The 23,911-nt window shown below is 64.5% G+C and carries 26 protein-coding genes; 20 read left to right on the top strand and 6 right to left on the bottom strand.

Going from position 1 to position 23,911, the window contains the following annotated elements; translation table 11 throughout:
* The first annotated feature begins 18 nt into the window (after nt 1-18).
* From ACSHT2_RS15875 to ACSHT2_RS15835, 9 genes are all read left to right on the top strand, one after another.
* Nucleotides 19-825: an NAD-dependent protein deacetylase gene (locus ACSHT2_RS15875; protein WP_440642380.1), complete on the top strand. Its 807-nt coding sequence runs from the start codon at nt 19-21 to the stop codon at nt 823-825.
* A 141-nt stretch (nt 826-966) separates the two neighbouring features.
* Nucleotides 967-3,051: a hydantoinase/oxoprolinase family protein gene (locus ACSHT2_RS15870; RefSeq protein WP_440642379.1), complete on the top strand. Its 2,085-nt coding sequence runs from the start codon at nt 967-969 to the stop codon at nt 3,049-3,051.
* A gap of 2 nt (nt 3,052-3,053) precedes the next feature.
* A complete protein-coding gene (locus ACSHT2_RS15865) occupies nt 3,054-4,712 on the top strand; it encodes a hydantoinase B/oxoprolinase family protein (protein ID WP_440642378.1) in 1,659 nt (552 codons plus the stop codon).
* Nucleotides 4,713-4,751: 39 nt separating this feature from the next.
* Nucleotides 4,752-5,753: a TRAP transporter substrate-binding protein gene (locus ACSHT2_RS15860; protein ID WP_440642377.1), complete on the top strand. Its 1,002-nt coding sequence runs from the start codon at nt 4,752-4,754 to the stop codon at nt 5,751-5,753.
* A 10-nt stretch (nt 5,754-5,763) separates the two neighbouring features.
* Entirely contained in the window at nt 5,764-6,357 is a 594-nt protein-coding gene (locus ACSHT2_RS15855) for a TRAP transporter small permease subunit (RefSeq protein ID WP_440642376.1), read from the top strand.
* A gap of 31 nt (nt 6,358-6,388) precedes the next feature.
* Nucleotides 6,389-7,693 carry a TRAP transporter large permease gene (locus ACSHT2_RS15850; protein ID WP_440642375.1) on the top strand — a complete coding sequence of 435 codons (1,305 nt, stop codon included), beginning with the start codon at nt 6,389-6,391 and terminating at the stop codon, nt 7,691-7,693.
* A gap of 326 nt (nt 7,694-8,019) precedes the next feature.
* On the top strand, nt 8,020-9,738 hold the full coding sequence (locus ACSHT2_RS15845) for a pyrroloquinoline quinone-dependent dehydrogenase (RefSeq protein WP_440642374.1): 1,719 nt from the start codon (nt 8,020-8,022) through the stop codon (nt 9,736-9,738).
* Between the two features lie 146 nt (nt 9,739-9,884).
* On the top strand, nt 9,885-10,163 hold the full coding sequence (locus tag ACSHT2_RS15840; RefSeq protein ID WP_440642373.1) for a c-type cytochrome: 279 nt from the start codon (nt 9,885-9,887) through the stop codon (nt 10,161-10,163).
* 39 nt (nt 10,164-10,202) lie between these two features.
* Complete coding sequence (locus tag ACSHT2_RS15835; RefSeq protein ID WP_440642372.1) at nt 10,203-10,970, top strand: substrate-binding periplasmic protein; 768 nt, start codon at nt 10,203-10,205, stop codon at nt 10,968-10,970.
* Between the two features lie 217 nt (nt 10,971-11,187).
* Here ACSHT2_RS15835 and ACSHT2_RS15830 read toward each other — a convergent pair whose 3' ends face one another.
* Entirely contained in the window at nt 11,188-11,832 is a 645-nt protein-coding gene (locus tag ACSHT2_RS15830; RefSeq protein WP_440642371.1) for a glutathione binding-like protein, read from the bottom strand.
* A gap of 105 nt (nt 11,833-11,937) precedes the next feature.
* On the opposite strand from ACSHT2_RS15830, the gene ACSHT2_RS15825 reads away from it, so the two are divergent.
* A complete protein-coding gene (locus ACSHT2_RS15825; RefSeq protein WP_440642370.1) occupies nt 11,938-12,582 on the top strand; it encodes a TetR/AcrR family transcriptional regulator in 645 nt (214 codons plus the stop codon).
* A 155-nt stretch (nt 12,583-12,737) separates the two neighbouring features.
* Here ACSHT2_RS15825 and ACSHT2_RS15820 read toward each other — a convergent pair whose 3' ends face one another.
* A complete protein-coding gene (locus ACSHT2_RS15820; protein ID WP_440642369.1) occupies nt 12,738-13,703 on the bottom strand; it encodes a 2-hydroxyacid dehydrogenase in 966 nt (321 codons plus the stop codon).
* Between the two features lie 139 nt (nt 13,704-13,842).
* On the opposite strand from ACSHT2_RS15820, the gene ACSHT2_RS15815 reads away from it, so the two are divergent.
* The 4 genes from ACSHT2_RS15815 to ACSHT2_RS15800 all read left to right on the top strand — a co-directional run bounded on the left by ACSHT2_RS15815 (nt 13,843) and on the right by ACSHT2_RS15800 (nt 16,703).
* Nucleotides 13,843-14,211 carry a YciI family protein gene (locus ACSHT2_RS15815; protein ID WP_440642368.1) on the top strand — a complete coding sequence of 123 codons (369 nt, stop codon included), beginning with the start codon at nt 13,843-13,845 and terminating at the stop codon, nt 14,209-14,211.
* Nucleotides 14,208-15,509, top strand: coding sequence for an RNA polymerase sigma factor (locus ACSHT2_RS15810; protein ID WP_440642367.1), 1,302 nt, complete (start codon nt 14,208-14,210; stop codon nt 15,507-15,509). Before ACSHT2_RS15815 ends, ACSHT2_RS15810 begins: the two co-directional genes overlap by 4 nt.
* Before the next feature lie 210 nt (nt 15,510-15,719).
* The gene (locus tag ACSHT2_RS15805) at nt 15,720-16,259 is read left to right on the top strand and encodes an SRPBCC family protein (protein WP_440642366.1); all 540 of its coding nucleotides are present in this window, start codon (nt 15,720-15,722) and stop codon (nt 16,257-16,259) included.
* A 30-nt stretch (nt 16,260-16,289) separates the two neighbouring features.
* Entirely contained in the window at nt 16,290-16,703 is a 414-nt protein-coding gene (locus ACSHT2_RS15800; RefSeq protein ID WP_440642365.1) for a VOC family protein, read from the top strand.
* 113 nt (nt 16,704-16,816) lie between these two features.
* Here the strand turns inward: ACSHT2_RS15800 and ACSHT2_RS15795 are convergent, their stop codons facing one another.
* The 3 genes from ACSHT2_RS15795 to ACSHT2_RS15785 form a co-directional block, all read right to left on the bottom strand.
* Nucleotides 16,817-17,167 carry a hypothetical protein gene (locus ACSHT2_RS15795; RefSeq protein ID WP_440642364.1) on the bottom strand — a complete coding sequence of 117 codons (351 nt, stop codon included), beginning with the start codon at nt 17,165-17,167 and terminating at the stop codon, nt 16,817-16,819.
* 460 nt (nt 17,168-17,627) lie between these two features.
* Nucleotides 17,628-18,065 (bottom strand): hypothetical protein, encoded by a 438-nt coding sequence (locus tag ACSHT2_RS15790; RefSeq protein WP_440642363.1) that lies wholly within the window; start codon nt 18,063-18,065, stop codon nt 17,628-17,630.
* Nucleotides 18,066-18,188: 123 nt separating this feature from the next.
* Nucleotides 18,189-18,977: an SDR family NAD(P)-dependent oxidoreductase gene (locus ACSHT2_RS15785; protein ID WP_440642362.1), complete on the bottom strand. Its 789-nt coding sequence runs from the start codon at nt 18,975-18,977 to the stop codon at nt 18,189-18,191.
* Nucleotides 18,978-19,230: 253 nt separating this feature from the next.
* Here ACSHT2_RS15785 and ACSHT2_RS15780 point away from each other — a divergent pair, with 253 nt between their 5' ends.
* The 5 genes from ACSHT2_RS15780 to ACSHT2_RS15760 all read left to right on the top strand — a co-directional run bounded on the left by ACSHT2_RS15780 (nt 19,231) and on the right by ACSHT2_RS15760 (nt 22,092).
* Nucleotides 19,231-19,647: a YciI family protein gene (locus ACSHT2_RS15780; RefSeq protein ID WP_440642361.1), complete on the top strand. Its 417-nt coding sequence runs from the start codon at nt 19,231-19,233 to the stop codon at nt 19,645-19,647.
* Nucleotides 19,648-19,804: 157 nt separating this feature from the next.
* A complete protein-coding gene (locus ACSHT2_RS15775; RefSeq protein WP_440642360.1) occupies nt 19,805-20,209 on the top strand; it encodes a YciI family protein in 405 nt (134 codons plus the stop codon).
* A 46-nt stretch (nt 20,210-20,255) separates the two neighbouring features.
* Nucleotides 20,256-20,621, top strand: a complete 366-nt coding sequence (locus tag ACSHT2_RS15770; protein WP_440642359.1) for a hypothetical protein — start codon at nt 20,256-20,258, stop codon at nt 20,619-20,621.
* A 117-nt stretch (nt 20,622-20,738) separates the two neighbouring features.
* Nucleotides 20,739-21,479, top strand: a complete 741-nt coding sequence (locus ACSHT2_RS15765; protein WP_440642358.1) for a TetR/AcrR family transcriptional regulator — start codon at nt 20,739-20,741, stop codon at nt 21,477-21,479.
* 121 nt (nt 21,480-21,600) lie between these two features.
* On the top strand, nt 21,601-22,092 hold the full coding sequence (locus ACSHT2_RS15760) for a DUF2852 domain-containing protein (protein ID WP_440642357.1): 492 nt from the start codon (nt 21,601-21,603) through the stop codon (nt 22,090-22,092).
* Nucleotides 22,093-22,338: 246 nt separating this feature from the next.
* Here the strand turns inward: ACSHT2_RS15760 and ACSHT2_RS15755 are convergent, their stop codons facing one another.
* Nucleotides 22,339-22,857 (bottom strand): DUF2231 domain-containing protein, encoded by a 519-nt coding sequence (locus ACSHT2_RS15755; RefSeq protein WP_440642356.1) that lies wholly within the window; start codon nt 22,855-22,857, stop codon nt 22,339-22,341.
* A 264-nt stretch (nt 22,858-23,121) separates the two neighbouring features.
* Between ACSHT2_RS15755 and ACSHT2_RS15750 the strand changes: the two genes are divergently transcribed.
* Nucleotides 23,122-23,643 carry a flavodoxin family protein gene (locus tag ACSHT2_RS15750; protein WP_440642355.1) on the top strand — a complete coding sequence of 174 codons (522 nt, stop codon included), beginning with the start codon at nt 23,122-23,124 and terminating at the stop codon, nt 23,641-23,643.
* The last annotated feature ends 268 nt before the right edge of the window (nt 23,644-23,911 follow it).

The following is a 23,911-nucleotide window of genomic DNA, read 5'->3' as shown; positions in this document are numbered from 1 at the left end:
CGACCTACATCTGGTGCCATGTCAAACCCTCCGCTCCAGGATTTCGTCGGCCGGCACGAACGTCTGTTCGTGCTGACCGGCGCCGGCTGCAGCACCAATTCAGGCATTCCCGATTACCGCGACAGCCAAGGCAACTGGAAGCGGACCCAGCCGGTCAATTTCCAGGCCTTCATGTCGGACGAGCATACGCGCCGGCGCTATTGGGCGCGCAGCCTGATCGGCTGGCGGCGGTTCGGCCAGGCGAAGCCGAACGATGCGCATCATGCGCTGGCCCGGCTCGAGGCGAACGGCCGGTGCGGGATGCTGCTGACTCAGAACGTCGATCGGCTGCATCAGTCGGCCGGCCACCGGCAGGTCATTGACCTGCACGGCCGGCTCGATCTTGTGCGCTGCATGGGCTGCGACCGCAAGACACCGCGCGACGAGTTTCAGCACGAACTTGGCCGCGCGAATGCGGCATGGGTGACGCTCGAGGCGGCGGATGCACCTGACGGCGACGCCGATCTGGAGCACGAGGATTTTTCCTCCTTCGAAGTGCCGCCATGCGAAGCCTGCGGCGGCATCCTCAAGCCCGACGTCGTGTTCTTCGGTGAGAACGTCCCGCGCGACATCGTCGCCACCGCGCAAGATCATCTGGCGCAAGCCGACGCCATGCTGATCGTCGGCTCCTCGCTGATGGTCTATTCCGGCTTCCGCTTCGTCCAGGCCGCCGCGCGCCGCAATATTCCGATTGCGGCGGTCAACCTCGGCCGTACCCGCGCCGACGATCTTCTGACGCTCAAGATCGAGGAGCGCTGCGAGACAGCGCTTGCATTCCTGCTCTGATCGTGCAGGCGGCGAACGCGCCTTGCCTATTGCATAGGTGCCAAGCAGAATAGCCGGGCGCGGCATTTTCCTGGTCATCCATGGCATGGAAATTGCTGCGCTTTTGACCCCAGTCTTGACGATCAGCACGGAGAATTTGGAATGCTTGAGGGAGCCGAGGTGCGGCTTGCCGTTGATATCGGTGGCACGTTCACCGACATCGTGCTGGACGTGGGGCAAGATCGCAAAACCCGCAAGGTGCTGACCACGCCGCAGCGCCCCGAGCAGGCTGTGCTGGACGGCATGCGCCTCATTCTGGCCGATGCACGTGCGCATATCAGCGACATCGACGTCTTCATTCACGGCACGACGCTCGCGACCAATGCCATCATCGAGCGCCGCGGGGCCAAGACCGCGCTGATCGCAACCGAGGGCTTCCGCGACGTGCTCGATATCGGCACCGAAAGCCGCTACGACCAATATGATCTCGGCATCGACAAGCCGAAGCCGCTGGCGCCGCGCAGCCTGCGCTTCACCGTGCCCGAGCGCATTGACGCGCATGGCGCCGTTCGTCTCCCGCTCGACGAAGCGGCGGTGCGCGCACTCGCGCCGAGATTGCGTGAGCTGAAGGTCGAGAGCGTCGCGATCGCGTTTTTGCACTCTTATGCCAATCCGGAGCATGAGCGCCGCGCAGCCGCGATCATCAGTGATGAAATGCCCGGCATCTCCGTGACTGTATCGTCGGCAGTGTGTCCCGAGATCCGGGAATATGAGCGCACATCCACTGCGGTCGCCAACGCCTATGTGCAGCCGCTGATCGATGGCTATCTCGCCCGCATGGCCGATGCCCTGCAGGTCGAGCAGTTTCGCGGCGCCATTTATCTCGTGACCTCCGGCGGCGGCGTGACCTCGATCGAGACGGCGCGACGCTTTCCGGTGCGTCTCGTCGAATCCGGTCCTGCCGGCGGCGCCATCTTCGCGGCCCAGATCGCGGCGCGTCTTGGCGAGAGCAAGGTGCTCTCCTTCGACATGGGCGGCACGACCGCAAAGATCTGTCTGATCGAAAAGTACCAGCCCGAGACCTCGCGCGTGTTCGAGGTCGATCGCGCCGCGCGCTTCCTCAAGGGCTCCGGCCTGCCGGTGCGCATTCCCGTCATCGAGATGGTCGAGATCGGCGCCGGCGGCGGTTCGATCGCGCATGTCGACGCGATGAAGCGCGTCACCGTCGGTCCCGAGAGCGCCTCCTCGGAGCCGGGGCCCGCCTGCTATGGCCGCGGCGGTCAGCGCCCGGCCGTGACGGATGCGGACGTCGCGCTCGGCGTGATCGATCCCGATGCGTTTGCAGCCGGCACGATCAAGCTCGACCCGGAGCTTTCGAAGCAGGCGCTGCTGCGGGACGTCGGCGAGCCGCTTGGCCTGTCCGCGGAAACCGCGGCCTATGCTGTCCACGAAGTCGTCTGCGAGAACATGGCGAGCGCGGCGCGCGTGCATGCGGTCGAGCGTGGAGAGATTATCGGCCAGCACACGCTGATCGCCTTCGGCGGCGCCGCACCGCTGCATGCGGCCCGCGTCGCCGAGAAGATCGGCGTCTCCCGCGTGATCGTCCCATCGAATGCCGGTGTCGGCTCGGCCGTCGGCTTCCTCGCGGCGCCCATCGCCTATGAGCTGGTGCGCAGTCGTCATGTCCGGCTCGATGATTTTGACACCGAGGCGGTCTCCGATCTCTTGCAGGAGATGGTGACCGAGGCGCGTGCGCTGGTGGAGCCGGGTGCCGCCGGTGCGCCGGTGCGGGAACGCCGCGCCGCCTTCATGCGCTATGTCGGCCAGGGTCATGAGATCTCGGTCGAACTGCCGAACCGGCGGCTGGCGACCGCCGATCTCGCAGGCCTGCGCCAGAAGTTCGAGGCGGATTATTCCGCGATGTTCGAGCGGCCAATCCCGGGTGCTGCCATCGAGGTGTTGAGCTGGTCGGTGCTCGCCACCACCGAGGCGCGCAATCCCCCCACCGTCGCTTCCGTCGCACGCATGCCTGCGGCCAAGGCGTCCGGCAGCCGCAAGTTCTTCGACGGCCGTGCGGGCGAGGTGATCGAGATCCCGCTCTATCGCCGCGAGGACATGGCGCCGGGCGCGACGATTGCGGGTCCCGCCGTCATCGCGGAGGACGAGACTTCGACCTTCGTCTCCAACAGTTTTGACGCCCATATCGACGGTGCCGGCAGCATCGTCATGGAACGGAAGGCGGCCTGATCATGAGCAAGGCAAATGGCGCGAGCCTGATCGACCTCCAGATCATGTGGCACCGGCTGGTCGCCGTGGTCGAGGAGCAGGCGCAGGTGCTGCTCCGCACCGCGTTCAGCCCGATCGTGCGCGAATGCGGCGACCTCTCGGCCGGCGTGTTCGACCTCAAGGGGCGCATGCTGGCGCAGGCGGTGACCGGCACACCCGGTCACGTCAACTCGATGGCGGAATCGGTCAAGCATTTCATTGCCCACTTTCCGATCGAGACGATGAAGGAAGGCGACGCCTACATCACCAACGACCCCTGGATGGGCACGGGTCATCTCAACGACTTCGTCGTCACCACGCCCTGCTTCAAGGACGGCAGGCCGGTGGCGCTGTTCTCCTGCACCAGCCATCTCATGGATATCGGCGGCATCGGCTTCGGACCCGACGCCACCGACGTGTTCATGGAAGGGCTCTACATTCCCATGCTGAAGCTGATCGACCAGGGCGTCGTCAACGAGACGCTGATGGCGATGATCCGCACCAATACGCGGCTGCCTGTAGACACCGAGGGCGACACCTATTCGCTCGCCGGCTGCAACGACGTCGGCTGCGAGCGCCTGGTCGAGATGATGACCGAGTTTGGCATCGACTCGCTGGACGAGCTCGGCGACTACATCTGCGACCGCTCGCGCGAGGCCGTGCTCGCCGAGATCGCCAAGCTGCCGAAGGGAAGCTGGCGCAATACCATGGTGGTCGACGGCTATGACGCGCCGGTGACGCTGGCTGCGACCCTGACGATCTCGGACGAAGGCATCCACGTCGATTTCGACGGCACCTCCGCCGCCTCGAAGTTCGGCATCAACGTGCCTTTGTCCTACACCACGGCCTACACCGTGTTCGGCCTCGGCTGCGTCGTCGCCTCGCAGATCCCGAACAATGCCGGCTCGCTCTCGCCGCTGACGGTGTCGGCTCCCCCTGGCGCGATTCTCAATGCGCCGAAGCCGGCGCCGGTCGCCTCGCGCCACATCATCGGCCAGATGCTGCCCGACGTCGTGTTCGGCTGCCTGCGCCAGATCATTCCCGAGCGCGTGCCTGCGGAAGGCACCTCGTGCCTGTGGAATCTCAACGTGCGCGGGCAGACGCGAAGCGGCGTCGGCGGCAATTACGGGTTCTCAATGGCGGTGACCTCCAATGGCGGCACAGGCGCGCGCTTCGGCAAGGACGGGCTGTCGGCGACCGCCTATCCCAGCGGCGTGCGCGGCACCCCCGTCGAGATCGCGGAGACGCAGACGCCTCTGATTTTCTGGCGCAAGGAGCTGCGTCCGGATTCCGGTGGGGCAGGGCGCACCCGCGGCGGCCTCGGTCAGATCATCGAAGTCGGCAGCGGCGTCGACGCGCCGTTCGACATCTTGGCGGCGTTCGACCGCATTGATCATCCGCCGCGCGGCCGCGATGGCGGCCGGGACGGCGAGGCCGGCTATGTCGGCCTCAAGTCGGGAAAGAAGCTGCGAGGGAAAGGCTTTCAGCAGGTGCCGCCGGACGACCGGTTGGTGGTGCTGACACCGGGCGGCGCCGGCATCGGCGATCCCGCCAAGCGCGGGCGCGCGGCGGTCAATGACGACGTCGAAAGCGGCTTCGTGTCCGTCGACAAGGCGGTCGCAGTTTATGGGTACTCGCGGTGACGCCTCAGGCGTCGTGCGCGTAGCAAACGGAGGGGTGTAATGATCACGCGACGGAACTTCACCGCGGGCGCAGCGACGCTGCTCGCCGCCGGCCATATCTCCACCCGCGCGCGGGCGGCGACGGTAAGCTGGGACATGTCGACGGTGTGGCCTGACGGCAATTTCCACACCCAGAACGCTTTTGCCTTCGCCGAGGAGGTGAAGAAGCAGAGCGGCGGCACGGTCAACATCACCGTGAAGGCGGGTGGTCAGCTCGGCTTCAAGGGCCCCGAGCACTTGCGCGCCGTGCGCGACGGCCTGGTTCCGCTCGCCGACGTCCTCAACATCCAGCAGGTCGGCGACGAGCCCTTCATGGGCGTCGAGAGCATTCCCTTCCTCTGCGGCTCGGTGGAAGAGCTCAAGGTGCTGCACAAATATGTGCGGCCCGAATACGAGAAGATCGCTGCGCGCAACAACCAGAAGATCCTCTACATCGTGCCGTGGCCGACGCAGTATCTGCATCTGAAGGCGAAGGTCGCAGATGTCGAGGGCCTTAAGAACATCAAGATCCGCGTGCCCGACAAGAACGCGGTCGACATGCTGAATGCGATCGGCATGGCGGCCGTGATGATCCCCTGGGGCGAGACGATTCCCGCGCTCGCTTCCGGCGCGGTGGCCGGCGTCTCCACCTCGTCGGTGTCGGGCGTCGACGGCAAGTTCTGGGAATTCCTGAAATACGTCTACCCGACCAACCACGTCTGGTCGTCGCAGATGCTCACCGTCAATCTCGATTCCTGGAAGGCTCTCTCCGCCGATCAGCAGAAGCTGGTTGCGGATATCGCGGCGAAGATGGAGCCGGGCTTCTGGGCCAACTCGCTCAAGGCCGACGTCGACAGCCTCAACCGCCTGAAGGAAGGCGGCATGGAGGTGGTGCCGGTCTCGCAAACCATGATGACGGAAATCCGGGCCAAGACCGCGCCGCAGCTCGATGCCTTCCTCAAGCGCGTGCCAGCGGCCGACAAGCCGGTGCGGGCCTATCTCGCCGAAATGAAGCGCGGCTGAGGATGACGTCGTGGTGAGCATCTCGCCCGAAGCTCCGCAGAGTCTGAATGCAGCGGCGCCGGCGCCGCTGCGCATCCTGCTCGACGGAATCGATCGCCTCGGCCGGCTCGACGGCTGGATCGGCGGCGGCTGTCTCTTGATGCTGACGCTGCTGATGCTCTGCGAGGTCGCAACCCGCTTCCTGTCGAACTTTCTGCCGTTCTTTCCGCCCAGCATCTCGATCGCGTGGGAATACTCTTCTTATCTCATGGCGGCGTCCTTCACTTTCGGCGCCGCCATGACGCTACGTGTCGGCGGCCATATCCGCGTCGTGCTGCTCCTGAAGAACGTGCCGGCGCCGGTGCAGCGCGCGCTCGAGATTCTCTCGGCGGCGGCCGGCTTCGCCTTCATGGCGTTCCTGACCTCGGCCATGGCGAAATTCGCCTGGGGCGCGTTCGTGCGCGGCCAGGTCTCCACCTCGAGCGACACGCCGCTGTGGTTTCCGGAGGCCGTCGTCGCCTTCGGCATGCTGCTGCTCACGCTCCAGTTCCTGGCGCGCGCGATCCAGGCCGCGCTCGGCCTGCCGCTGGAGGATCATCGCATGAAGGCCTCGCCCGTCGAATGACCGCTTTGCTCGCTCCCGGATTCAAGATCGCATGACCATCGAAGTCGTCGCCCTGTTCGCGATCTTGCTTGCGCTGCTGGCCTGCGGCGTCTGGATCGGCCTGACGCTTGCGCTCACCGCGACGCTGCTGCTCGCGATGTTCCGCTCGATCCCGCTCGACAAGCTGCTGCCTCAATATGCCTGGAACATCCTGACCACGCAGGAGCTGCTCGCGCTGCCGCTGTTCATCCTGATGGGCGAATTGTTGTTCCGCACCCGCCTGTCGCGCTCGCTGTTCCAGGGACTGGCGCCCTGGGCCGGTTTGCTGCCCGGCCGACTGCTGCATGTGAACGTGATCGGCTGCACCATCTTCGCTGCGATCTCGGGCTCGTCGGCCGCGACCACACAGGTGATCGGCCGCATGTCGCTCAACGAGCTGCTGCGCCGCGGCTACTCTCGCGACATTGCGATCGGCTCGCTCGCCGGCGCCGGCACGCTCGGGTTCCTGATCCCGCCGTCCAACATCATGATCATCTATGGCGTGCTCGGCGATGTCTCGATCCTGAAGCTGTTCACGGCCGGGGTGCTGCCGGGATTCCTGCTGGCCGCCACCTTCATGGCCTGGGTGATGCTGCATACGAGCCTCAATCCGAGCATGGTGCCGGAAACGGAAGCCAAGCTCTCGCAGGTGCCGTGGAGCGAACGCTTCGCCGCTCTGAAGGACCTCGCCCCGGCGCTGTTCCTGATCGCCTGCGTGCTCGGCTCGATGTATGGCGGCCTCGCGACGCCGTCGGAAGCTGCCGCCGTCGGCGTGCTCGGCGCGGCCCTGGTTGCCTGGGCGCAAGGCGCGATGTCGCAACAGGTCATGCGCGACGTGCTGATCGGCTCGGTCGTGACCTGCTCGATGATCGCGCTGATCGTGCTCGGCGCTTCGATCCTCGGCAATGCCGCAGCCTTCCTCGGCATCCCGCAGTCGGTGGCCGCCTTCGTCAAGGGGCTCGGCCTGTCGCCCTTCATGCTGATCGCGGCGCTGATCGTCTTCTATCTCGTGCTCGGCTGCTTCCTCGACGGCTTCTCGATGATCGTGATGACGCTGCCGATCGTGCTGCCGATCGTGAAGGGCGCAGGCTTCGACGAGGTCTGGTTCGGCGTCTTCCTCGTGCTCGCCGTCGAAATGGCGCAGATCACGCCGCCGGTCGGCTTCAACCTGTTCGTCATCCAGGGTTTGACCGAGGACGGCCTCGGCTACATCGCGCGCGTCACCATGCCGTATCTGGTGATCATGGTCGGCTTCGTGCTGCTGCTGACGCTGTGGCCCGGCATCGTCACGATACTGCCCAAGGTGCTCTACGGATAAGCCACTTCGCTCCGGGATTGGCCGATCGAGGTCGAAACGGTCAGTGCCGCTGCCGTTTCAATTCGCCTCGTGCGTCAAAGTCGTCTCCTGCGCGCGTTCCGTGTTTGCACGCCCTGTGATCCGTCGTAAGCTGCAGCGGCAAGCAGAAGTACAACAGCAATCACATCAGTGAACGTGGCTCCTTCGGCGCTATGCGCCGAAAGAGGGGACACCTGTTGGCGACTCGGTCCGATGGAGGACGATCGACGCGTACTGAACTGCAAACACCCCTCGCGGCGGCGCTCACGAGACGCAATCAACAAACACAAGAGCGGGAGGAAGTGCAAATGAGAAAGCAGTGGCTCAGCTCGGCCTTGCCTGTCGTTGTCGTTGCGACACTTGCAGCATCGGCGGCGTCGGCGCAGGCCGTGGATACGGCGCGCATCGAGGCTGCCGGCCAGAACGACTGGCTCACTTATCACGGCTCGTACAAGTCCCACCACTACAGCCCGATCGCGCAGATCAACACGAACAACGTCGCCAATCTGGGCGTAGCCTGGATGCACATCCCCGGGCGATCGACGCGCGGTCTGCAGTCCATGCCACTCGTGGCTGACGGGGTGCTCTACTATTCGGGCTCTTACAGCCGGGTCTTTGCGCTGAACGGCGCAACCGGCGAGGTCATCTGGTCGTTCTTTCCGGAACTGGACGAGGCGCTCATCAGCCGGCAGACCCACTCTCCCTACAACCGCGGCGTAGCTCTCGGTGAAGGCAAGGTGTTCGTCGGTACGATGGATGGGCGTGTCTTCGGGCTGGATTCGAAGACGGGAAAGGTCCTCTGGGAGACCAAGCTGATCGACTCGCAGAAGCTCACGGTCGGCTTTACCGGCGCGCCGCTTTACGCGAAGGGGAGCGTGATCATCGGCGCGCAAGGTGGCGAATGGCCGGGCCGCGGCCCGATCTTCGCCCTCGATGCCACGACGGGAAAGAAGAAGTGGGAATTCCTGACGGTCGCGGGCACCGAAGAGGCCATGAAGACCTGGGGCAACGACTCCTGGCGCACCGGCGGTGGCGGCGGCTGGATGCCGGGCACCTACGATTCCGAGACCAACACCATCCTGTGGGGCACCGCGAACCCTGCGCCGCTCTACGATTGGTCGGGCGCCGACTACAAGACGCAAGGTGCGCGTCCCGGCGACAATCTCTATACGAGTTCGGTGATCGGCCTCGATATCGATACCGGCAAGCTGAAATTCTATCATCAGGAACTGCCGCACGACGCCTGGGACTTTGACAGCGCCGTCGGCGAGTTCGTGATGCTCGAGCGCGACGGTCAGAAATACGTGGTTCATCCGAACAAGGGCGGCTTCGTCTTCGTCTACGACCGCAATCTCAAGGTGAAGAACGTCTGGCGGCTGGTCGAGAACATCAACTTCGTCAAGGATATCGACCCCAAGACCGGCGCGCTGATCGGCCGCCGCGATTTCTCCGTCGGGAAAGTCACTGAACCGCCTCTGTGTCCGTTCATCGGCGGCGGCATCAGCTGGAACGCCGGCTCATACAGCCCGAAGACCGGTCTCTACTACAAGATCGGCCAGGAATGGTGCATGACGCTGGATGTCCAGAAGACAACGCCGATCACGACGCCACAGGTCCAGCTCAACATCGGCGCCGATTTCAAGATGGCGCCTCCTCCCGGCGGCGAAATCTATGGCCATCTCGACGCGCGCGACCCCATAACCGGAGCGAAGAAATGGGAGGTCCGATATCCCGAGCCGCCGCTTGGAAGCGTGCTGTCGACGGCGGGCAATCTGGTCTTCGTGCCGGACTCCCGCGGCGTCCTTCACGCCTATGATGCCGAAACCGGAGCCGAACTGTGGAAGCACAACAACGGCACCGGTCACCAGGGCGGCATCGTCAGCTACTCCGTCGGCGGCAAGCAATATATCGCCGTGACCGCTGGCTTTGGCGGTATGCTGGCTGACGAGTATGCTCCGAACTTCGGCGGCGTCTACAAGAGCATGCCGCGTGACGACGGCGCGCTCGTCGTCTTCAGCCTGAAATAGTTGCCGCAAACGACCTGCAGGAGCGGGTGCAAGCCCGCTCCTTGCGGATCGCAACGGCCACTTACTTCAGGAATGGAGCGGACGTGTTGAAGCTGCATTTGAGAACAATTCCGGCGGGGGTTGGCGCCTCGTTGCTGTGCGCTGCAATGGCTCAAGCGCAATCCGCGGCGCCTGCGCCCGAGAATGCGCCGTTCGAGGTCGAGCAGGTGTTCGCGGGAACTTGCGGGTTTTGTCACTCCGCTGGCGGCCGGGCGGCCGGCAAGGGGCCGCAATTGATGAATTCGCCGCGCGACGACGACTTCATTCGCAATCGCATCAAGCAAGGTAAGCAAGGCGCGATGCCGGCATTCGATGGCGCTTTCACCGACGCGCAGATCGACCTGATCGTCAAATACATCCGCGCCTTGAAACCACGCGATGGCTGAACCAGCGAAGACCGCGATGCGTCCAGATGAGGGTATGCAATGAAGGCGATCGTGCCGGTCATCGTCGCTGCCGCCATCGGGCTGCCGGGACCGGCGCAGGCGCGAACCCTGGATGCGATCCGTGCGAGCGGCGCGATCGGGCTGTGCGCGCATCCCAACTCGCTTCCCTTTGCCCGCAAGACCGGCGAGCCGTCCGGCTTTCAGGTCGAGCTGGGACAGGTGCTGGCGCACGAGCTCGGTGTGGCGCTGAGGCTCGACTGGATCATCACGCAGTACCAGATGCGCAGCGCCGGCTGTGACATTCTTCTGGACGTCATCGCCGACCGCGAGGCGCAAGGCGAAACACGTTTGAGGATCTCGAAACCGTATTATCGCACGGGCGTCACGCTCGCGGTGCCGTCATCCAGCCCGCTCACCTCGTTCAAGAGTCTCAACGAAAAGACCAAGGTGGGAGTGCAGGTCGGATCGATCGCCGCCATGATCATCGGCCAACGGCGCGTGCCCCTGTCGACGTTTGGCTTCGAGAGCGACAGCCTGGAGGCCGTGTCGAACCGCGAGATCGATGCCGCCGCGGTCACACCCACTGCGGCGGGCTATTTCAATCTGACGCATCCGGACAATCCGCTCCGGATCCTGGATCGTGATGAAAGCATCGCCGATCTCAACTGGAATGTCGCCGTCGGCATGATCCGCCCGGATGATGCATTGCGCGAAGCCATCGACCGGGCCCTGGAACGGCTGCGAAGCGACGGCACGATCGATCGGATATACGGCCGCTACGGGATCGTGCTGCAAGCGCCGAGATAGTCGAGCTGCACTGCGGAACGGCTTTCGTTGAATCGATTGCCGCGGCTCGTTCACCTCTCCCGCTTGCGGGAGAGGTCGCGCCGGAGGCGCGGGTGAGGGCTTTCTCCTCTTGGGGATTGTCCCATTGGAGAAGCACCCTCTCCCCAACCCTCTCCCGCAAGCGGGAGAGGGAGCGCACCACCGTCGTTGCAGCGATCAAGCCTCATTTCATCGTGTTTTACGCCGCGGCCTTCTTCCGCGCGAGCTCGGCCTTGTACAACTCGAACTCCTCCGCGATCGCCCTGGCGATCGACGGGCGCTGGCGCAGGCGTTCGTAATAGGCCTTCACGTTCGGCCATTTCGCAAGCTCGATCGGCGGCGTCGCCATGGTCCAGTTGATGACCGTGACGAGATAGGCATCCGCCACGCTGAAATGGTCCAGCAGGAAATCGCGGCCCTTCAGATAGCTGTCGAGATAGTCGAGCCGCGACAGGTTCTTCTCCAGCGCGTAGGCTTTGGCTTCCTGCGGCGCCTTGCGGTCGAGCACGGGGATGAACAGGCCCTTGTGCAGCTCGGTGCCGATGAAGCAAAGCCATTGATGCAGCCGGGTGCGCTCGATGCCGGCGGCGGCGCCGAGGCCGGATTGCGGGAAGCGGTCGGCCACGTATTGCAGGATCGCGGCGTTCTCGGTCAGCACCACGCCTTCGTCGGTACGCAGCGTCGGCACCAGGCCGATTGGATTGACGGCGCGGAAGTCGGAGCCGTCGCTCAGCACTGTTTTGGTGGGCGGATCGACTTCGAGATAGTTCGCCTCGGCGCCGGCTTCATACAGCGCAACGCGCGTCGCCATGGAGCAGGCGAGGGGCGAGAAATAGACATCCATCTGTAGCCTCCTTAGGCAATTCTCTGGGAGTTTCGCTCAACCTGGCCAGATTGATTTTTGTACTGTGTTGCATAATATATCCGCGGTCAAGGATTAATTTGCGAGATGGTACAAAAATCGAAGCCGCCAGCTGCTGCCAGTCAGCCCAAGCGCCGCGGCCGTCCCCGCGCCTACGAGCCCGATGTCGCGCTCGGCAAGGCGCTCGACCTGTTCCGCAGGCAGGGCTTTGCCGCGACCTCGCTCGACGATCTCAGCGAGGCCACCGGCATGAACCGCCCGAGCCTCTACGGCGCCTTCGGCGACAAGCGCGAGCTCTACATCAAAAGCTACCAGCGCTACCGTGAGGAAGCGCGGGCCTCCATGGCCGCGACCTTTCGCGAGGAAATGCCGCTGCGCCAGCGCCTGGAGCGAATCTTCGCCTCCGCGCTGAACATCTATCTCTCCGGCGAGACCGGCCCGCGCGGCTGCTTCACGGTGGTGACGGCGGCGTCGGAGGCGGTGAGCGACCCCGAGATCCGCACCATGGTGCTCGACGGTCTCACCGAGCTCGACAAGGCTTTTGCCAGTTGCTTCCGCCGTGCCAAGGAGAAGGGCGAGTTGCCGGAGAGCGCCGATCCAGCCGTGCTGGCGCAGATCGCATCAGCTACCGTGCACTCCATCGCCGTTCGTTCGCGGGCCCGCGTTCCGCGCAGGGAGCTGGAGGCGATCGTGAAGGGCGCGATCGATATGATGGTGGGCGCGAAAGCGTAGGCTGCCGTCGCCGGCAAGCGCAGCTCCGGACCAATAAACCACGGGAAGACGTTCGGCGAAGACCCGGAGTTGCCCGCTCGCCTTACGACTTCTGCCCGTGGGTATGTATCCCCGCGTTCGAGCCTGAAGCGCCAGCGTTCGCGAAATCCAGGGGCTTAATAGCCCCTTGCCCGATCCACCACATTCTCCAGCGCTCCGCCGGCCTCGAACCGTGCGATCTGCTCGGCGACATAGGCCGAGATCGCGTCCGCGTCGGTGTCGGCAGCGTTGTGCGGCGTCAACACCACCTTGGGGTGGGTCCAGAAGCGGCTGTCCGCCGGTTGCGGCTCCTGCACGAAGACGTCGAGCGAGGCGGCGCCCAGCGTGCCGTCGTCGAGGCTGGCCAGGATATCGGCTTCGTTCTGAAGGCCGCCGCGGCCGGCATTGATCAGCACCGGCGCGCCGAGCGGGCTGTTGCGGTTGAGCTTTGTGAAGACGTCGCGGTTGAGGATGCCGTTTGTGTCAGGCGTCAGCGGCAGCAGGCAGACCAGGATGTCGGTCGTGCGCAGGAAGGCGTCGATCTGCGCAGTGCCGTGGAAACATTCGACGCCTTCGATCGTCCGCGGGCTGCGGCTCCAGCCGGCGACGCGGAAGCCGAGCCGCCGCAGCACATTGGCCGCATCGGCTCCCAGCGTGCCCAATCCCATGACGCCGACCGTGATCGCGCTCGCCGGCCATTGATACGTCGGCTCCCAGCGTTTCTCACGCTGCGATTGCCTGAGGTAAAGCTCCTGGCGGTGGTGCATCAGCACGTGCAGCACGACATATTCGGTCATGCGGTTGGTGAGATCGGGCACGGCGACGCGCACCAGCGGCACATCGGGCAGGCTCTTGTCCGCCATCAGCGCGTCGACGCCGGCACCGAGGTTGAAGATCGCGCGCAGATTGGGGAACGCACCGAGATCGCCCGGCACCGGCTTCCACACCGCGGCATAGTGCACCTCCGCCGGGTCGAGCCCGGCATCCGGCAGCAGCACCACGCGGCGATCCCCGCAGACCGCTTCGAACCGGGCCTTCCAGCGCTCCGGAAGCCAGTTCTGCTGCGTGCTGTTGATCAGGACGGCCAGTGTGCCTTTGGTCATTCGAAGTGCCTCGTCGGTTCCGCTTGAGAAGGCCCTCCTTGGCACGATCTGCCGGATTTTTCTTGCAAATTTTTTCCGCAGCCATGTCGGCGCGGGGCATATTGGCGCGTCTTCAGAACAGACGAGGAAAGTGTCGCCTATGCTTTACGCCATTCTTTGCTATCACGATGAGGATTTCGTCGGCTCCTGGAGCAAGGAGCAGGACGAGGCCGTGATGAAGAAGCTCGCCGTGGTGCAGGAGAAGCTCAGCAAGCAGGGCCGGCTCGGACCGGTGGCACGGCTGTTGCCGACGACCGCGGCGGCGACGCTGCGCAAGGAAGATCCGCCTCTGGTGCTCGACGGCCCCTATGCCGAGACTAAGGAGCAGCTGCTCGGCTTCTACATCGTCGACTGCAAGAACCTCGACGATGCGCTCGACGTCGCGTGCGAGCTGGGCGCTGCCAATCCCGGCGGTGCCTACGAGGTGCGTCCCGTGGGCGTATTCCGGCCCGGAGGAAATCTCACGTGAGCGAGAGCGACACCGCCTGGATCGAGACTGCGCTGACCTCGGCGCGACCCCAGGCGGTGGGTGCGTTGCTGCGCTATTTCCGCGATCTCGACACTGCAGAGGAGGCTTTTCAGAACGCCTGCCTGCGCGCGCTCAAGTCCTGGCCGCAGAACGGGCCACCGCGCGATCCCGCAGCCTGGCTGATCATGGTCGGCCGCAACGTTGCGATCGACGAGGTGCGCCGGGCCCGCAAGCAGCAGCCGCTGCCGGAAGACGATCAGGCGATCTCCGATCTCGGCGACGCCGAAGGTGCGCTCGCCGAGCGGCTCGATGGCTCGCATTATCGCGACGACATCCTGCGGCTGATGTTCATCTGCTGCCATCCCCAGCTGCCGGCGACGCAGCAGATCGCGCTGGCGTTGCGCATCGTCTCAGGCCTCACCGTGAAGCAGATCGCACGCGCCTTCCTGGTTTCGGAAGCCGCGATGGAGCAGCGCATCACGCGGGCCAAGGCAAAGGTCGCCGACGCGGGCGTCCCCTTCGAAGCGCCCGGCGCGGTCGAACGTTCCGAGCGGCTCGCCGGCGTCGCCGCCATGATCTACCTGATCTTCAACGAAGGCTATTCGGCGAGTGGAGACACCGCGGAGATCAGGAAGCCGCTGTGCGAAGAGGCGATGCGGCTGGCGCGGCTGCTGCTGCGGCTGTTTCCGAGTGAGCCCGAGATCATGGGCCTGACGGCGCTGATCCTGCTGCAACACGCCCGCAGCGCCTCGCGCTTTGCCGAAGACGGATCGCTGATCCTGCTGGATGATCAGGATCGTTCCTTGTGGAACGGCGCCATGATCTCGGAAGGTCTCGCGCTGATCGACAAGGCGATGCGCCACCGCCGCAGCGGTCCCTATCAGATCCAGGCCGCGATCGCCGCGCTGCATGCGCGCGCCGCGACGCCGGAGGAGACCGACTGGACGCAGATCGACCTGCTCTATGGCGCTCTGGAAGTGGTGCAGCCTTCACCGGTGGTGACGCTCAATCGCGCGGTCGCGGTCTCCAAGGTGCGCGGGCCGCAGGCCGCGCTCGAACTGATCGAGCCGCTGGCACCGAAGCTCGCCAACTATTTCCATTTCTACGGCGTCCGCGGCGCCTTCCTGATGCAGCTCGGCCGCAACGACGAGGCCCGCGTCGCCTTCGACCGTGCCATCGCGCTCGCCAACACCTCGGCCGAAGCCGCCCACATCCGCATGCATCTCGATCGCCTGATCCGGGACAGCCAGCCGAAGACGGCCAATGGCGGCGCCAGGCAGGGTGCGAAGGCGAAGTAGGCCCGCCTGCTTCCACGTCGTCATGCCCGAGCTTGTCCCGCCAACCGCACTGTCATTCCCGGGGCGGTTCCGCAGGACCGAACCCGGAATCTCGAGATTCCGGGTCTGGTCCTACGGACCATCCCGGAATGACGATCAAAAATTCATTCTGCCATTTGTCGGCGCCGGCCATCCCCCTTCGTCCTTAGCCCGTATCCCGGGGAGCCATTCATGCTGAAAGCCATTGCCGTCATCGCCATCGTCCTCGCGGCCGGAATTGCGGCCGTGCTCGTCTTCGCCCTGATCAAGCCCGACACGTTCCGCGTCGAGCGCCGTCTCGCCGTGAAAGCTCCGGCCGATGCGATCTATCCACTGGTTGCTGATTTCCATCGCTGGACCGCCTGGTCGCCGTATGAGGAGCGTGATCCCGCCATGAAGCGGACGTTCGGCGGAACCGCGGCGGGAAAGGGTGCCACCTATGCCTGGGACGGCAACAACAATGTCGGTGCCGGCCACATGGAGATATTGGAGGCGAACGGGCCCTCCAGGCTTCGCATCAAGCTCGATTTCGAGCGGCCATTCGAAGGGCACAACACCGCCGAGTTCACCTTTGTGCCGCAAGGCGATGCCACTCTGGTCACGTGGGCGATGTACGGTCCGGCCCCGTTCCTGTCGAAGGTCATGCAGGTGTTCATCAACATGGACAGCATGATCGGCAAGGATTTCGAGGCAGGTCTCGCCGGCCTGAAGAAGCTCACCGAGAAGCAATAAGCCTCACTGCAAACGAAGAGGAGAGAAACGATGCTTAGTCCCTATCTGTTCTATCAGGACACTTGCGAAGCGGCATTCAACTATTACGCCAAGGTTCTCGGCGGCAAGATCGATGCAATGATGCGCTCATCGGATGCACCGCCGGAGGTGCCGGCCGCGCCCGGCCGCGAGAAGATGATCATGCATGCGCGGATGTCGCTGCCCGACGGCAGTGTCCTGATGGCCTCCGACGCCCCGGCCGAGCACTTTCACAAGCCGCAGGGCTTTTCGATCTCGCTCACAGTCAAGGATCCCGCAGACGGCGAGCGCAAGTTCAACGCGCTCGCCGACGGCGGCTCGGTCACCATGCCCTTCAGCAAGACGTTCTGGGCCAAGGGCTTCGGCATGTGCGTCGACAAGTTCGGCATTCCCTGGATGGTGAACTGCCCGGCGGAGGGAATGTGACGGGCACGGCCGCGCCCGCGATCCGTTGAGTTGCGATCCCCTCTCTCCAATGCTGCGGGAGAGGGGACACGCATGGACTCCTTACCTCACGCGCCGATCGGCCGTTTGTCCTTTCACCGGATTGATCCGGTGACGTTCTCGCTCGGCGGCGACGACTCCACGCAGCGAGGGCAGATCACGAGCTTGGTGCCGAGCCGCCTGTCGTTCTCCGCCTGTATTTCGTCATGGACCGCCCACCACGCCTGGGAATATGGCTGCAAGGTGCCGAGCACGCGTTCCCGCTCCTGATTGGGATCCGGCGCCCCGGGCGCGGGATTCGCCACGCGCCGCTTCGCGACATGAGGGCGGTTCGGATCCTTGCCAAGACCATCCCACGCGATAGGACGCCGTTCCTGCGCTTGAGCGCCTGCGCATCCAATCAGCGCTGTGCAAAAAGTGAGCAAGATGAAGCTGTATCGAATCATGCCGGGGCCTTTGCTACGTATGCGACGCGCAATCCGCGTGAGATACTTCGCATCACGTCGGTTTAAAGGAACTCAAGGCAAACGAACCAGCCGGCATGGCCGAATACGAGTCGGACTTTCGTATCATTTTGCGGGCGCAGTGAGGCGGCTTCGTGAAACCACTGCACCGCACAACAATTGGCGCAATATTGGGCTGTGATCTGCACACCAAAATCGCTAACTTTGCTTCATAAAATCTACAAATCAGGGTGGGGCGACTTGGAAGGGAGCGACCGATGGCGGCGGCGCTACAAATCAACTTTGCTCTTTGGGGAATGGTCATTTGCGTGAGCATGAAGCTCGTGCCGGTGGTCCAGACTTTGTTCTAGACGGCGAGCTCTCTGCCGAAACCGTGCAGCGGCTCCGACGATATTGCCAGTGTCGGGCGCAAGCGATCGCGAGACCATCAAGGGCGGCTTCGTCACCGACATCGCGGATAGATCGCGGCGAGATCGCGACCCTTCAACAGCAGCAGCCGTGAACTCAGGCCGCCCCGGCGGCTGATCCAGTCGCGCACCGGGCCGGGATAGGCGGCAAGCACCGCGACCGATGCTTCCGGCTCGGCATAGAAGCGCCCGCGCCGGTCTACCGAGCGCGCGGCGTGGAAGCCCAGCACCGCTCGCTTGGTGACGCAGATGCGCTCGCCCGGCACGATGCTCAGCACCAGCGTGCAGGCGGACAGACAGGGGCCGTCGATCACGACGCGCTCGCCGCTCTCGCGCACTTTCTCGAACAGATCGAGGAACGGTCCGACCTGTCCGCCCGGCGACTGGATGATGCGGATCTCGGCCGCCGCCGGCGTGACGCCGAGCAGCGCGGATGCAAGCATCAGGGCTTTGAGGAAGGTGATGCGTCGCATGGCACTCTCCGAAATCTCGACATCGTAAGGCGGCAAAGCGTACGTGCCCACCAATGGTACCGCAAATCCAGAGAGGTGGCAGGCAGGCGCCTGCGCGCCTCTGCCCACCCACCAAATCCGTGCCTACCCGTTGCGCCGCTGGCCGCGCAGCGTTGGCAGGCCGATACCCGCCGCATCGAAGCCGCCATCGACGGCCAAAATTTGGCCGGTGATGTAGCTCGCGCTCGCCGAGCACAGGAAATAGATCGCTTCCGCGAGTTCCTCTTCCAGGCCGTAACGGTTGAGCGGAATGGCGTCGTGATAGTCGGCGCGGATCTCCTTGGTGTGAACCTGCTTTGCCATCGTGGTGTCGACCGGTCCCGGCGCCACCGCGTTGACACGGATGTTGAGAGAGGCGAGCTCGACCGCGAGCTGCTTGGTAAGGTGCGCAAGGCCCGCCTTGCTGGTGCCGTAGGCCGAGCGCAGCGTCGAGGCGCGCACCGCCGAGATCGAGGTGATGTTGACGATGGCGCCGCCATTGCCGTCGCGCATCAAGGGCACCGCCGCCTTGGTGCAGAGGAACGGTCCGGTGAGGTTGACCTCGAGCACGCGGCGCCAGTCCGCGTCCGACGTCTCCATCAGCGGCGCGAACACCGCGATGCCGGCATTGTTGACGAGGGCATCCAACCGGCCGAACCGCCGCTCGATCGTCGTCATCGCGATGGCGACTGCGGCTGCGTCGGAAACGTCGCAGGTCAGCGCCAGCGTCGCCTCGCTTTGGCCGATTTCGGCGACCGCGCGGCCGAGCAACTCGCCCTCGATGTCGAGCAGCGCCACGCGCCAGCCCTCGGCCAGGAATTTCTTCGCGGTCGCAAGCCCGATGCCGCGTGCAGCTCCGGTGACGAGGGCAACTTTTTGCGGGGCTTGCGGCATTGGCTGATCTGTCCTGTGTCCGGGAGGGGCGCGCGAGCGCCGGCCCCTTTTACTTCGCTTTGGTTCAGGCATGAAAGGCCCCCGCGCCGCGCCTATCGAGCCCAATTCGGCCCCGAATGCCCCTGCCGCAGTCGCGCCGGCGCGCCTCTGAATAATTTTCCGCCCCGCTGTCGGCTCGGCAGAAGGTCGTTCGTCCTAGAGGGGAACGCGGGCCGGCTGTTCCCGCCCGCAGGACATATCACGGAGCAGGTCGATGCGTTTCATGGTGATCGTCAAGGCAAACCAGGATACCGAGGCGGGCAAGATGCCGACCACCGAGATGCTGGCCGCGATGGGCAAGTTCAACGAGGACATGGCCAGGGCCGGGGTCATCGAAGCCGGCGAGGGCCTGCATCCGACGGTGAAGGGCGCCCGGGTCAGATATTCGGCGTCCGGGCCAGGCGTCACGCGCGGTCCGTTCAGTCTTTCGCCCGACCTGATCGCCGGCTTCTGGCTGATCAAGACCGTCTCGCTGGACGAGGCCATCGACTGGATGAAGCGTGCGCCGTTCGAGCCAGGCTCGGAGATCGAGATCCGCCAAGTGTTTTCGGCCGAGGATTTCGGCGAAGCCTTCACCCCCGAGCTGCGCGAGCAGGAAGAGCGCACGCGCGCGCATGCGGCGAGGAAGTAGCTCTCCGCCGCCGCCATTTTTGGGGCGCGCATGGCGCGGCTCTGAAGCGCAATCGCGCATCGGAGAATTCACCGGGACCGGCGGCAATATGGATCAACGGATTCCGGGCTCGCGACCTTGTCGCGCCCGGAATGACAGCAAGCGACGAGGAAATCCCATGCGATTCATGATGCTGATGATTCCACTCGGATACGAGGCTGCACCGCCAGACGTTCAACTCGATCCCGAACGTGTCGCGGCGATGATGCGCTACAACGAGGCGCTGAAGGACGCCGGCGTGCTGATCACGCTCGACGGCCTGCATCCGCCATCAATGGGCGCGCTAGTCTCGTTTGCGACCGGCGAGCCCATCCTCACCGACGGCCCCTTTGCTGAAGCCAAGGAAGTGCTGGGCGGCTACTGGATGATCGAGGTCGCCTCGCGCGAGGAAGCGATCGCCTGGGCGAAGAAGTGCCCGGCCTCGGCCAACGAAATCATCGAGATCCGGCAGGTGCAGGAGGTGACCGACTACTCGCCTGAAGTGCAGGAGGTCGTGGCCGGGTTTGGCGACCTGAGGAAGTAGGCAGCCGCCAGACGATCTTCCGATCAATCAACCAGAGGAGATATCCATGAGCGCCGAACACAAATTTCTCGCCGTCTATCTCGGCAGCACGACCGGTACGAAGATGGCGGCCTGGCGCGCCCTGCCGGAGGCCGAGCGAAAGGCGAAGGATCAGGAGGGCATGGCTGCCTGGCACGGCTGGGTCGAGAAGCACAAGTCCGTCATCGTCGAGATCGGCGGCCCGCTGGGCAAGACCCGCAGGATCGACGCGAGCGGCATCGCCGAGGTCAGCAATGCGCTGACCGGCTTCACGGTGGTGCGCGCCGCCTCGCAGGAGGAAGCTGCCAAACTGTTCGAGAACCATCCGCATTTCGCGATCTTTCCGGGCGAGGCGATCGAGGTGATGCCCGTGCTGCCCATTCCGCAAATGTAGCGTCGGTGCGAGCTCGTTCCGGGCTCGATGCCGGGGCATGACCGTGGAAGTACGGGGTTGATCCTGCCTCATCGCCGCTAGTGACCTTCACGCCCGGCTCATGTAAAGGTCGTTCACATGAGCTGGCGCAAGGAGCAGGGCCGCGCCGAGCGCGGCTATCACCACGGCAATCTGAAGGAAGCCTTGTTGCAGGCCGCTCTCGGGCTGATCGCCGAGAAGGGCGCGGCCGGCTTCACCTTTGCCGATGCCGCGCGCATGGCCGGCGTCAGCGCCGCGGCACCCTATCGGCATTTCCGCGACCGCGACGAACTCCTGTCCTCGATCGCCCAGCGCGGTTTCGAGCAGTTCGAGGCGCGCCTGACCGCGGCCTGGGACGACGGGCGTCCCGACACGGTCACCGCGTTCGAGCGCGTCGGCAGGGCCTATCTCGCCTTCGCCCGCGAGGAGCCGGCCTTCTACAACGCGATGTTCGAATCGGGCCTGCCGGTCGATGCCAATCCTGCCTTGATGGCAGCCGGCGAACGTGCGTTCGGCGTCATCCGTGCCGCCGCCGAGCGCCTCGCCGCGCTGACTCCCCCCGGCACACCCCGTCCTCCGGCGATGATGATGGCGCTGCACATCTGGTCGATGGCGCATGGCGTCGCCTCGCTGTTTTCCCGCGGCGATGCCGCGCGACGAAAACTGCCGATGTCGCCGGACGAGCTGTTAGAGGCCGAGGTGCTGATCTATCTGCGTGGCCTTGGTTTCCCGACCGACCGCCGTCCGGCCACGAAGGGGGCCGAGCCGCCGCCGGTGCCGCCGGAGGCTCCCTCCGGTTCGGGCGTGCCTCCGGGCGGACCCTGGGGCAAGCCGAAATAAAGTTGCGCAAATAATTCCGCGGGCCTGTCTGGCGGCCGGCTTGACAAAATCGCGGGATGGTCTAGCTATGTAAATGTTATTTACATTCACAACGGCGCAGATGCCGTCATGGAGATGGGAAATGGCCTACACCGCTGATGTCAATCGATGGCGCGGCCCTTCGGACCAACAGCAACAGTACGCGCGTCCCCGCATGCTCGATACGCCCTGGCATCCGGGCTGGATCGCCGTGACCATCCTCGGCTTCATCATCTGGTGGCCGATCGGACTTGCCCTTCTCTTTTTCACACTCGGGAGCAGAAGAATGTCGTGCTGGAACCATCAGGATCGCTGGCAGAACAAGATGGAGCGGATGCAGTACAAGATGGACCGCATGCGCGGCCGCATGGAGCGCAGTGGTTTCGGCTTTGGCTTCGGCCCGCCGTCTTCCGGCAACCGCGCCTTCGACGAATATCGCTCTGAAACGCTGCGGCGTCTCGAGGAGGAGCAGGTCGAGTTCAAGAACTTCCTCGACCGCCTGCGTCACGCCAAGGACAAGGAAGAGTTCGACCAGTTCATGGCGCAGCACAAGACGCGTCCGACCCCGCCGCCCACCGACCAGCAGCAGGGCTGACATCCAAGCCTGATATCTCTCAAAGCCTTCAGGCGCATGCCCCCAAAGTCCTGATGGCCCCGAGCCGCCCGCCTGCGCAACCCGCAAGGCGGGCGGTTTGGCGTTGGCCTCTTCTCGCTAGAGCATGATCCGGAAAAAGTGTGAAGCGACTTTCCCTCGCAACAAACGCGGAACGCGTTTGCGCGGAGATCATGCTCGAACAACAACCCGAAGCGTGAGGATGAGACATCCTCATCTCATCGCGCTTCAGGCGGCCCGGCGGTGACTTTCGCCGCCATGATGCGGCGTGACCGGCTCCGAGCTGGTCTGGCCCGGCGCATCCAGCACTGCGACGTGATGCCGGTAGACCATCTCCCAGCCCTTCCATCCGGTGAACAGGAGAATGCCGACCACGACCAGTGAAAGCACGACGCCCCATGGCGTGATCGCGGTCTCCGTGCCCTGCGCATAGCGGAGATAGAAATTGACCAGGGCCAGCACGACTGCGACGAGATTGCCGGCCATGTGGTACCAGGCATCGTTGAGTCGGCGAATGCGGGGCTCGCTGAAGAAGTCCGTAAAGCCGGCCGCGGCGGCAACGAGCGCCATGACGATGCCGGCGCCGATCAGCCACATCGCGGCGCGTGCCCAGAACGCGTCGCCGGTTCCGATGAAGGCCAGATCGGCGATGGGCGCGCCGACCAGAAACGCGACGGGGAACGGGATGATCATGGGGTGGAGCGGGTGATCGCCGATAGCGGCGGTCGTCTTGGGGTTGATGGTCATGGCAAAGCCTCGCCGAAAGTGATTTTCAGGACAATTCTGCGGGTATGGGCTGGTTCCTCCGGCACGCGCGATGCGTTCCCACCCACAAGGGAGAGAGGGCGGACCATCTTCGGGGCGTACGGCTCTCGCACGTCAGGTCGCACGGCAAGATGTTTCAAGCCCGGCACGCATCATCGACGCGTTCTCAGCGCCTGTTGACGTGAATCAAGCCGCGCGCATCGCGAACGCGATGTAGTCCGGCAGGCACAGGCGAGGAGCGTGACGATGGCGAAGGCAAGAATTCTCGTGGTCTATTATTCCCGGACCGGCACGACGCGCAAAGTTGCTCAATCCCTGTCGGCTGCGCTGTCCTGCGACAGTGAAGAAATCACCGAGGCTGGTAGCCGCAATGGGATATTCGGTTATCTGCGCTCGGCCATGGAAGCGCGACGGCAGATCCCGTCGCGCATCGCCGCCACCGCCAAGGATCCATCTCTCTACGATCTCGTTGTGATCGGAACACCGGTCTGGGCCTGGGCGCTCTCTTCGCCCGTCCGTGCCTATTTGCTCGCAAACAGGTCGAAACTCCCTGCGGTGGCGTTCTTCTGTACGCTTGGCGGGGCCGGCAGCGATCAGGTCTTCGGCCAGATGCGGGAGCTCGTCGGCAAGCAGCCCCTTGGTTGTCTTTCCGTCACCGCACGCGATGTGGCATCGGCAAACTCCGCACCGCGGCTCGCCACATTCGTTGAGGCACTACAGCGGGCAATTGGGAACGGGCGGAGCAGTGCAGCGACGAACGCGGCCTGAGCGGAATTCGAAACCCGGTTCCGGGACCGCAGGTCTTACCCTCGATTTCCCGGCTAGATGCCGCCGCCCCGGGGCTGCCGGGCCAAATCCCTGGTCCGCCTGCCTCCGGCAGCCAAATTCGCTGCCGGTAACCCCGCATTAACCAACGCCGGGCTCTGGTAATTGCGGACAGTCGCGCCAAAAGCCGTGTCGAGGCCCATAGTTTTGACATCTTGGCGGGGAATGCAGGCGGCCGGCTTTGGACGAGCCCTGCACCCCAGAAAGAACA

The sequence above is a fragment of the Bradyrhizobium sp. PUT101 genome (genome assembly GCF_052043945.1).
In the GTDB taxonomy this organism is placed as follows: Bacteria; Pseudomonadota; Alphaproteobacteria; order Rhizobiales; family Xanthobacteraceae; genus Bradyrhizobium.
This window is presented reverse-complemented; position numbering and strand designations above follow the sequence as displayed.